10 protein-coding genes and 1 pseudogene are annotated in these 8062 nt (G+C 68.5%); 10 read left to right on the top strand and 1 reads right to left on the bottom strand.

Annotation, left to right across the window (positions count from 1 at the left end; genetic code table 11):
• The first annotated feature begins 72 nt into the window (after window positions 1-72).
• A complete protein-coding gene (locus ABJK26_RS03015) occupies window positions 73-459 on the top strand; it encodes a hypothetical protein (protein WP_347240749.1) in 387 nt (128 codons plus the stop codon).
• Here ABJK26_RS03015 and rocF read toward each other — a convergent pair.
• Window positions 456-1322: an arginase gene (rocF, locus tag ABJK26_RS03010; protein ID WP_347240748.1), complete on the bottom strand. Its 867-nt coding sequence runs from the start codon at window positions 1320-1322 to the stop codon at window positions 456-458. The genes ABJK26_RS03015 and rocF overlap by 4 nt on opposite strands.
• Window positions 1323-1409: 87 nt before the next feature.
• On the opposite strand from rocF, the gene ABJK26_RS03005 reads away from it, so the two are divergent.
• The 9 genes and pseudogenes from ABJK26_RS03005 to lysN all read left to right on the top strand — a co-directional run.
• A complete protein-coding gene (locus ABJK26_RS03005) occupies window positions 1410-1946 on the top strand; it encodes a DUF177 domain-containing protein (RefSeq protein WP_347240747.1) in 537 nt (178 codons plus the stop codon).
• A gap of 60 nt (window positions 1947-2006) precedes the next feature.
• Complete coding sequence (gene rpmF, locus ABJK26_RS03000; RefSeq protein ID WP_014515146.1) at window positions 2007-2189, top strand: 50S ribosomal protein L32; 183 nt, start codon at window positions 2007-2009, stop codon at window positions 2187-2189.
• 90 nt (window positions 2190-2279) lie between these two features.
• Window positions 2280-3248 carry a beta-ketoacyl-ACP synthase III gene (locus ABJK26_RS02995; RefSeq protein ID WP_347240746.1) on the top strand — a complete coding sequence of 323 codons (969 nt, stop codon included), beginning with the start codon at window positions 2280-2282 and terminating at the stop codon, window positions 3246-3248.
• Window positions 3248-4165 carry an ACP S-malonyltransferase gene (gene fabD / locus ABJK26_RS02990; RefSeq protein ID WP_347240745.1) on the top strand — a complete coding sequence of 306 codons (918 nt, stop codon included), beginning with the start codon at window positions 3248-3250 and terminating at the stop codon, window positions 4163-4165. Before ABJK26_RS02995 ends, fabD begins: the two co-directional genes overlap by 1 nt.
• The gene (fabG, locus tag ABJK26_RS02985; RefSeq protein WP_347240744.1) at window positions 4158-4895 is read left to right on the top strand and encodes a 3-oxoacyl-[acyl-carrier-protein] reductase; all 738 of its coding nucleotides are present in this window, start codon (window positions 4158-4160) and stop codon (window positions 4893-4895) included. Before fabD ends, fabG begins: the two co-directional genes overlap by 8 nt.
• A 34-nt stretch (window positions 4896-4929) precedes the next feature.
• A complete protein-coding gene (gene acpP / locus ABJK26_RS02980) occupies window positions 4930-5172 on the top strand; it encodes an acyl carrier protein (RefSeq protein WP_347240743.1) in 243 nt (80 codons plus the stop codon).
• Window positions 5173-5249: 77 nt separating this feature from the next.
• Window positions 5250-6476, top strand: a complete 1227-nt coding sequence (fabF, locus tag ABJK26_RS02975) for a beta-ketoacyl-ACP synthase II (protein ID WP_347240742.1) — start codon at window positions 5250-5252, stop codon at window positions 6474-6476.
• Entirely contained in the window at window positions 6477-7604 is a 1128-nt protein-coding gene (locus ABJK26_RS02970; protein WP_347240741.1) for a deoxyguanosinetriphosphate triphosphohydrolase, read from the top strand. It abuts the gene before it with no gap.
• Between the two features lie 31 nt (window positions 7605-7635).
• Window positions 7636-8062 (top strand): annotated as a pseudogene (gene lysN / locus ABJK26_RS02965) (2-aminoadipate transaminase); the annotation flags it as partial.

The raw sequence follows: 8062 nt of genomic DNA, 5'->3' as shown, positions 1-8062 counted from the left end.
CGGGGGGAGGGGGTGAAGGTTTATGCGGGGTATGCGGGAGGTGCAAGTTTTGAGTAAAGTAAAGGCAAGGGCATGGAAGATCCGCTGGCCCATCTCCCCAAGGTCCTTCTGCGCAGGGACCCCCTGGCCTACGTGCGCCTGGGGAGCGAGGCGTGGAGCTGGGAACTCAGGGGAAGCTGGCTTCTCGGCGTGGCCACCGGCTTCCTCTGGCCCGAGGCCCCGCCTCCCAAAGACCCCGAGGCCCTCTTCCGCCGCCTCGAGGGAGCCTGGCGGGAGGCGGAGGGGTACTTCCTGGAAACGGGCCTAGACTTTCCCCTCCTGGTGAGCGAGTGGGCCCGGGAGGCCCTCGAGCCCCTCCTCCACCGCAAGCGCCTCCCCCCCTACCCTTCCCTGCAAGGGGCCTTCGCCCAAGGCCTCGCCTTGGGGAGGAGGGTCCGCCAGGGGTTTCCCCGGGGCTAGAGGATCCGCTTCCCCAGAAGGCTCAAGGCAAGCCCCACCATCATCTCCGCGGTGCGGTTCTTTTCATCCAGGATGGGGTTCACCTCCACCAGGTCCAGGCTTCGCACCCGCCCAGACTGGGCCAACACTTCCATAAGGAGGTGGGCCTCCCGGTAGGTGAGCCCTCCGGGCACCGGGGTTCCCACCCCCGGGGCCAAGGTGGGGTCCAGGACGTCCGCGTCCAGGGAAACGTGCAGGGGAAGCCCCTCCAAGTAGGCCAGGGCCTCCTCGGCGATGCGGGCCACGCCCAAGCGGTCCACCTCGTGCATGGTGTACACCCGGACCCCCATCTCCTTAAGGAGGCGCTTCTCCCCCGGGTCCAGGCTCCGCACCCCAATCAGCACCACGTCCTTCGGGTCCACCGCCCGAAAGGCCTCGGTAAGCCGCGGGTGGCCCAGACCGCAAAGCACCGCCAAGGGCATGCCGTGGATGTTGCCGGAGGGGCTGGTCTCGGGGGTGTTGAAGTCGGCGTGGGCGTCCACCCAGATGACCCCCGTCCGCCCCCTGACCGCCCCGGAGACCGAGCCCATGGAAAGGGAGTGGTCCCCCCCGAGGACGATGGGGAACACCCCCTCGGAAAGGCCCCTGAGACGGTCCCGTAGCTCTAGGGCCGCTTGGCGGATCTCTTCCAAGTAGGGCCCCTTTTTCTCCCTCAAGGTCTCGGCCAGGGGAACCCGCACGTTCCCCAGGTCCTCCACCGCCAGGCCAAAGGCCTCCAGCTCCTCCAGAAGCCGGGCGTAGCGCAAGGCGGAAGGCCCCATGTCCACTCCCCGCCTCCCCGCCCCCAGGTCCATGGGCACGCCCAAAACGGCCACGCGCTCCATGGGCCTGAGGGTAGCAGAAAGGCCTATGCGCTGCTCGGGAAGTTTATGCCCTAGGAAAAGGCGGGGAGAGGGGCTATACTGGTTGGGATGGACTACCGCGAGGTGGCAAGCATCAACCTGGCCCGCCTCCTCAAGGACGGGGGCACCGTCAAGGCCTCCGGCGCGGTGCGGGAAGCCTTCTGGGTGGGGGAGGAGCGGTTCCCCTTGGAAGGGGAAGCCACCTGGAAGGTGGCGGTCTCCAGCGTGGGCGGGAACGAGTACTGGCTCTCCGGGGAGGTGGAGGGGGTGGTCCTCATGGAGTGCCGCCGTTGCCTCAAGCCCACCCCCACCCACGTGCACGCCCACTTCCAGCACCTCCTCCGCTACGAGCCGGGGCTTCCCGAGATGGTCTTCCACGAGGAGGACGAGGACGAGTACTACGCCTTCGGCGAGCCCGACCTGGACCTCCTCCCCTTCCTCACCGAGGCCTTCGTGAGCGAGATGCCCTACACCGTGCTCTGCGAGGAGGGGTGCAAGGGGCTCTGCCCGGTGTGCGGAGCCGACCGCAACTTGGTGGACTGCGGCCACGAGGTGGAGACCCCCCATCCCCTCCTGGACCTAAAGGACCTCCTTCCCGAACTCTAGCCCTTCTGCTATACTGCCAAGGGTTTAGCGGGGCCCAAAGCCCCGCGCGGAGGATGGGAGATGGCCAAGCACCCGGTACCCAAGAAGAAGACCTCTAAGGCGCGGCGCGACGCCCGCAGGAGCCACCATGCCCTCACCCCCCCCACCCTGGTTCCCTGCCCCGAGTGTAAGGCGATGAGGCCCCCCCACACCGTCTGCCCTGAGTGCGGCTACTACGACGGCCGCAAGGTCCTGGAGGTCTAGCCTCTCTCAGGATCGCGAGGCCCCGGCCCCCGGGGCTTTAACTTTTTCCGGAGTCCCGGGTATAGTGGGGCCCATGACGGGAGGTCAGGCATGAGCGGCATCCTGGCCTTAGGGGCCCATGTGCCCCAGAGGGTCATGAAAAACGAGGACTTTGAGGCCTACCTGGACACCTCCGACGAGTGGATCGTGACCCGCACCGGGATCAAGGAAAGGCGCATCGCCGCGGAGGACGAGTACACCTCGGACCTGGCCTTTAGGGCGGTAGAGGACCTCCTAAGGAGGCACCCGGGGGCCCTCGAGGGGGTGGACGCCGTCATCGTGGCCACCAACACCCCGGACGCCCTCTTCCCCGACACCGCCGCCCTGGTGCAGGCCCGCTTCGGCCTCAGGGCCTTCGCCTACGACCTCCTCGCGGGCTGCCCCGGATGGATCTACGCCCTGGCCCAGGCCCACGCCCTGGTGGAGGCGGGGCTCGCCCGGAAGGTGCTCGCCGTGGGAGCGGAGGCCCTCTCCAAGATCATTGACTGGAACGACCGGGCCACCGCCGTCCTCTTCGGCGACGGGGGCGGGGCCGCGGTGGTGGGCCGGGTGCGGGAGGGCTTCGGCTTCAAGTCCTTCGTCCTGGGGGCGGACGGCACGGGAGGCAAGGAGCTCTTCCACGCCTGCGTGGCCCCGAGGCTTCCCGACGGCACCTCCATGAAAAACCGCCTCTACATGAACGGGCGGGAGGTCTTCAAGTTCGCCGTGCGGGTGATGAACACCGCCACCCTCGAGGCCATAGAGAAGGCAGGCCTCACCCCGGAGGACATCAAGGTCTTCGTCCCCCACCAAGCGAACCTCCGGATCATTGACGCCGCCCGGGAGCGCCTGGGCCTCCCCTGGGAAAGGGTGGTGGTGAACGTGGACCGCTACGGCAACACCTCCACGGCCTCCATCCCCTTGGCCCTCAAGGAGGCGGTGGACGCGGGGCGCATCCAGGAGGGGGACCACGTCCTTCTGGTCTCCTTCGGGGCGGGCCTCACCTGGGCCGCCGCCGTCCTCACCTGGGGAGGTGCCTGATGTACGCCGCCCTCTTCCCCGGGCAGGGCTCCCAGCGGGTGGGGATGGGGAAGGCCCTCTACGAAACCTCCCCCGCCGCGAAGGACGTGCTGGACCGGGCCGAGGCCGCTCTGCCGGGCCTCCTTAGGCTCATGTGGGAGGGCCCCGAGGAGGCCCTCACCCTCACGGAGAACCAGCAGCCCGCCCTCCTCGCCGTGGGCTACGCCGCCTACCGGGCCTTTCTGGAGGCGGGCGGGAAGCCCCCCGCCCTCGCCGCCGGGCACTCCCTGGGGGAGTGGACGGCCCACGTGGCCGCGGGCACCCTGGAGCTGGAGGAGGCCCTGAGGCTCGTGCGCCTAAGGGGGCGGTACATGCAGGAGGCCGTCCCCCCGGGGGAAGGGGCCATGGCCGCGGTGCTGAAGCTTCCCCTGGAGGAAATCAAGAAGGCCCTGGAGGGCCTTGAGGGGGTGGAGATCGCCAACCTCAACGCCCCGGAGCAGACGGTGATCTCGGGAAGGAAAGAGGCGGTGGAGCAGGCGGCGGAAAGGCTTAAGGAAAAGCGGGCCCGGGTGGTCTTCCTGCCCGTTTCCGCCCCCTTCCACTCCTCCCTCATGGCCAAGGCCCGGAAGAGGCTCGCCCAGGACCTGGAAAAAGTTCGGCTCAAGAGGCCCCGCTTCCCCGTCTACTCCAACGTCACCGCGAGGACCGAGGAGGACCCGGAAAGGATCCGGGCCCTCCTCCTGGAGCAGATCACCGCCCCGGTGCGCTGGGTGGAGATCCTAAGGGACATGGAAGCGAGGGGCCTAAAGCGCTTCCTGGAGTTTGGAAGCGGGGAGGTGCTCAAGGGCCTCGTCCTCCGCACCCTGAAGGAGGCGGAGGCCCTTAGCGTCCAGGACCCGGAAAGCCTAAGGAAGGCGCTGGAGGTGGCGCATGCGTAAGGCCCTCATCACCGGAGCAAGCCGCGGCATCGGCCGGGCCATCGCCTTGAGGCTCGCGGAGGACGGCTTCGCCCTGGCCATCCACTACGGGAAGAACCGGGAGCTGGCCCAGGAGGTGGCGGAGGAGGCGAGGAAGCGGGGAAGCCCCCTGGTGGCGGTCCTCGAGGCGAACCTCCTGGAGGCGGAGGCGGCCACCGCCCTCGTCCACCAGGCGGCGGAGGCCCTCGGGGGCCTGGACACCCTGGTGAACAACGCCGGCATCACCCGGGACACCCTCCTCGTGCGCATGAAGGACGAGGACTGGGAGGCGGTCCTCGAGGCCAACCTCTCCGCCGCCTTCCGCACCACAAGGGAGGCGGTGAAGCTCATGATGAAGGCCCGCTTCGGGCGCATCGTAAATATCACCAGCGTGGTGGGGATCTTAGGCAACCCAGGCCAGGCCAACTACGTGGCCTCCAAGGCGGGCCTCATCGGCTTCACCCGGGCGGTGGCCAAGGAGTACGCCCAAAGGGGGATCACGGTGAACGCCGTGGCCCCGGGCTTCATTGAGACCGAGATGACGGAAAAGCTTCCCCAGGAGGTAAAGGAGGCCTACCTGAAAGAGATCCCCGCCGGGCGCTTCGGCAAGCCCGAGGAGGTGGCCGAGGCCGTGGCCTTCCTCGTCTCGGAGAAGGCGGGCTACATCAACGGCCAGACCCTCTGCGTGGACGGGGGGCTCACCCCCCACTGAGGCTTCGTGCTAGAATCCCCAAAGGAGGTTTTTCATGACGGAGCAGGAGATCTTTGAAAAGGTGAAGGCGGTTATCGCGGACAAGCTCCAGGTGGAGCCGGAGAAGGTGACCCTCGAGGCCCGCTTCATTGAGGACCTGGGGGCGGACAGCCTGGACACGGTGGAGCTCATCATGGGCCTGGAAGACGAGTTCGGCCTGGAGATCTCCGACGAGGAGGCCGAGAAGATCCGCACCGTCAAGGACGCGGTGGAGCACATCAAGGCCAAGCTGGGCTAGCCGGGCCCTGGGCAAGGGCGGGGCGCAAGGAGCCCCGCCTTCCCCTTCCCCTAGGGGGTCCCGGGTATACTACCCCCATGCGACGCGTGGTGGTCACCGGCCTAGGGGCCCTCACCCCCATCGGGGTGGGACAGGAAGCTTTCCACAAAGCCCAGCTTGCGGGAAAAAGCGGGGTCAGGCCCATCACCCGCTTTGACGCCTCGGCCCTCCCCGTGCGCATTGCCGCCGAGGTGGAGGTGGACCCCGGGGCCTACATTGACCGGAGGGAGCTCAGGCGCTTGGACCGCTTCGTCCAGTACGCCCTCATCGCCGCCCACCTGGCCCTGGAGGACGCGGGGCTCAAGCCCGAGGAGCTTGACCCCGAGCGGGTGGGCACTCTGGTGGGCACGGGGATCGGGGGGATGGAGACCTGGGAGGCCCAGAGCAAGGTCTTCCTGGAGCGAGGTCCAAACCGCATCAGCCCCTTCTTCATCCCCATGATGATCGCCAACATGGCCTCGGCCCACATCGCCATGCGCTACGGCTTCATGGGGCCCTCCTCCACCGCCGTCACCGCCTGCGCCACGGGCTCGGACGCCCTGGGAAACGCCCTGCGCATGATCCAGCTGGGGGAGGCGGAGGTGGTGCTGGCCGGGGGGACCGAGGCCGCCATCACCCCCATGGCCATCGGGGCCTTCGCCGTGATGCGGGCGCTTTCCACCCGGAACGAGGAGCCCCACAAGGCGAGCCGCCCCTTCACCCTCTCCCGGGACGGCTTCGTCATGGGGGAGGGGGCGGGGGTCTTGGTGCTGGAAGAGTACGAGCACGCCAAGAGGCGGGGCGCCCGCATCTACGCCGAGCTTTTGGGCTTCGGCCGGAGCGCCGACGCCTACCACATCACCGAGCCCCACCCCGAGGGGAAGGGCGCGGCCTTGGCCATGGCCCGGGCCCTGAAGGACGCGGGCATCGCCCCCGAGCAGGTGGGCTACATCAACGCCCACGGCACCTCCACCCCCGTGGGGGACCGGGCGGAGGTCCTGGCCATCAAGCGGGTCTTCGGGGAGCACGCCAAGAGGCTCATGGTCTCCAGCACCAAGAGCATGATCGGCCACCTCCTGGGGGCGGCGGGGGCGGTGGAGGCCATCGCCACGGTGCAGGCCCTCTACCACGGGGTCATTCCCCCCACCCTGAACCTCGAGGACCCCGACCCCGAGCTGGACCTGGACTTCGTCCCCGAGCCGCGGGAGGCCCGGGTGGACTACGCCCTCTCCAACTCCTTCGCCTTCGGCGGGCAGAACGCCGTCCTCCTCTTCAAGAGGGTCTAGATGCTCTTCCCCCGGGAAAGGCTTCTGGAGCTGGAGGAGCGCCTCGCCCCCTACGCCCAAAAGGCCAAGGACACCCGGGGGCGGGCCCACCCCGAGCCCGAAAGCCCCTACCGCACCCCTTACCAAAAGGACCGGGACCGGATCCTCCACACCACCGCCTTCCGCCGCCTGGAGTACAAGACCCAGGTCTTTCCCAACTGGGCCGGGGACTACTACCGCACCCGCCTCACCCACACCCTGGAGGTGGTCCAGGTCTCCCGGTCCATCGCCCGGGCCCTCGGCCTCAACGAGGACCTCACCGAGGCCATCGCCCTCTCCCACGACCTGGGCCACCCCCCCTTCGGCCACACCGGGGAGCAGGTCTTAGACCGCCTCATGCAGGGCCACGGCGGCTTTGAGCACAACGCCCAGGCCCTAAGGATCCTCACCCACCTGGAGGAGCGCTACCCCGGCTTCCGGGGGCTCAACCTCACCCACGAGGTGCTGGAGGGCATCGCCACCCACGAGACCCGCTACGCCCCGGGCTTCAAGCCCCTCTACGAGGGGCAGGGGACCCTCGAGGCCCAGGTGGTGGACCTTTCCGACGCCATCGCCTACGCCGCCCACGACCTGGACGATGGCCTCCGCTCGGGGCTCCTCGCCCCGGGAGAGCTCGCCGAGGTGCCCCTCCTCCAGGACCTGGCCCGGGAGGAGGGCCTGGACCTGGAAAGGCTTGGCGAGCTCGGGCGGAGGATCCTGGTGCGCCAGCTTTTGGGCTACCTCATCACCGAGGCCACCCTGGAAACCCACCGCCGGGTGGAGGAAGCGGGGGTGGAAAGCGCCGAGGCCGTGCGCCAACACCCAAAACGCCTCGCCGCCCTTTCCCCGGGGGCGGAGAAGGCCCACCGGGAGCTCAAAGCCTTCCTCATGGAGAGGCTCTACCACCACCCGGAGGTCCTGAGGGAAAGGCGCAAGGCGGAAACCGTCCTGGTGGAGCTCTTCCACACCTATACCCAGAACCCCCGGCTCCTCCCCAAGGGCGTGCAAAGTCGGCTGGAGGAAGAGGGGGTGGAGCGGGCGGTGTGCGACTACCTGGCCGGGATGACCGACCGCTACGCCCTGGAAGCCTACCGTAAGCTCTTTCCCTGAGGGGCCTCACGCCCGGGGGTAAAATGGTGCGGTGAAAACCCTGGAGTGGAGTACCCTTTTTGGTCAGCGGGCGAAGCGCCTCCAGGCCTCCACCATCCGCGAGCTCCTCAAGCTCACCCAGCGCCCCGGGGTCCTGAGCTTCGCCGGGGGGCTACCCGCCCCGGAGCTCTTCCCTAAGGAGGAGGCGGCGGAGCTTGCGGCCAGGATCCTTAGGGAAAGGGGCAATGTGGCCCTGCAGTACGGCCCCACCGAGGGCTACGCTCCTTTAAGGGCCTTCGTGGCGGGGTGGCTTGGGGTGACCCCGGAAGAGGTCCTCATCACCACGGGAAGCCAGCAAGGCCTGGACCTTCTCGGCAAGGTCTTCCTGGACGAAGGGGCCCCGGTCCTCCTGGAGGCCCCTAGCTACATGGGGGCCATCCAGGCCTTCCGGGCGTACGGACCCCGCTTCCTCACGGTGC

It is taken from the genome of Thermus sp., assembly GCF_039793865.1.
Classification (GTDB): Bacteria; Deinococcota; Deinococci; order Deinococcales; family Thermaceae; genus Thermus.
Note: the sequence above shows the minus strand (reverse complement) of the source record. Positions and strands in the feature narration are given on the sequence as shown.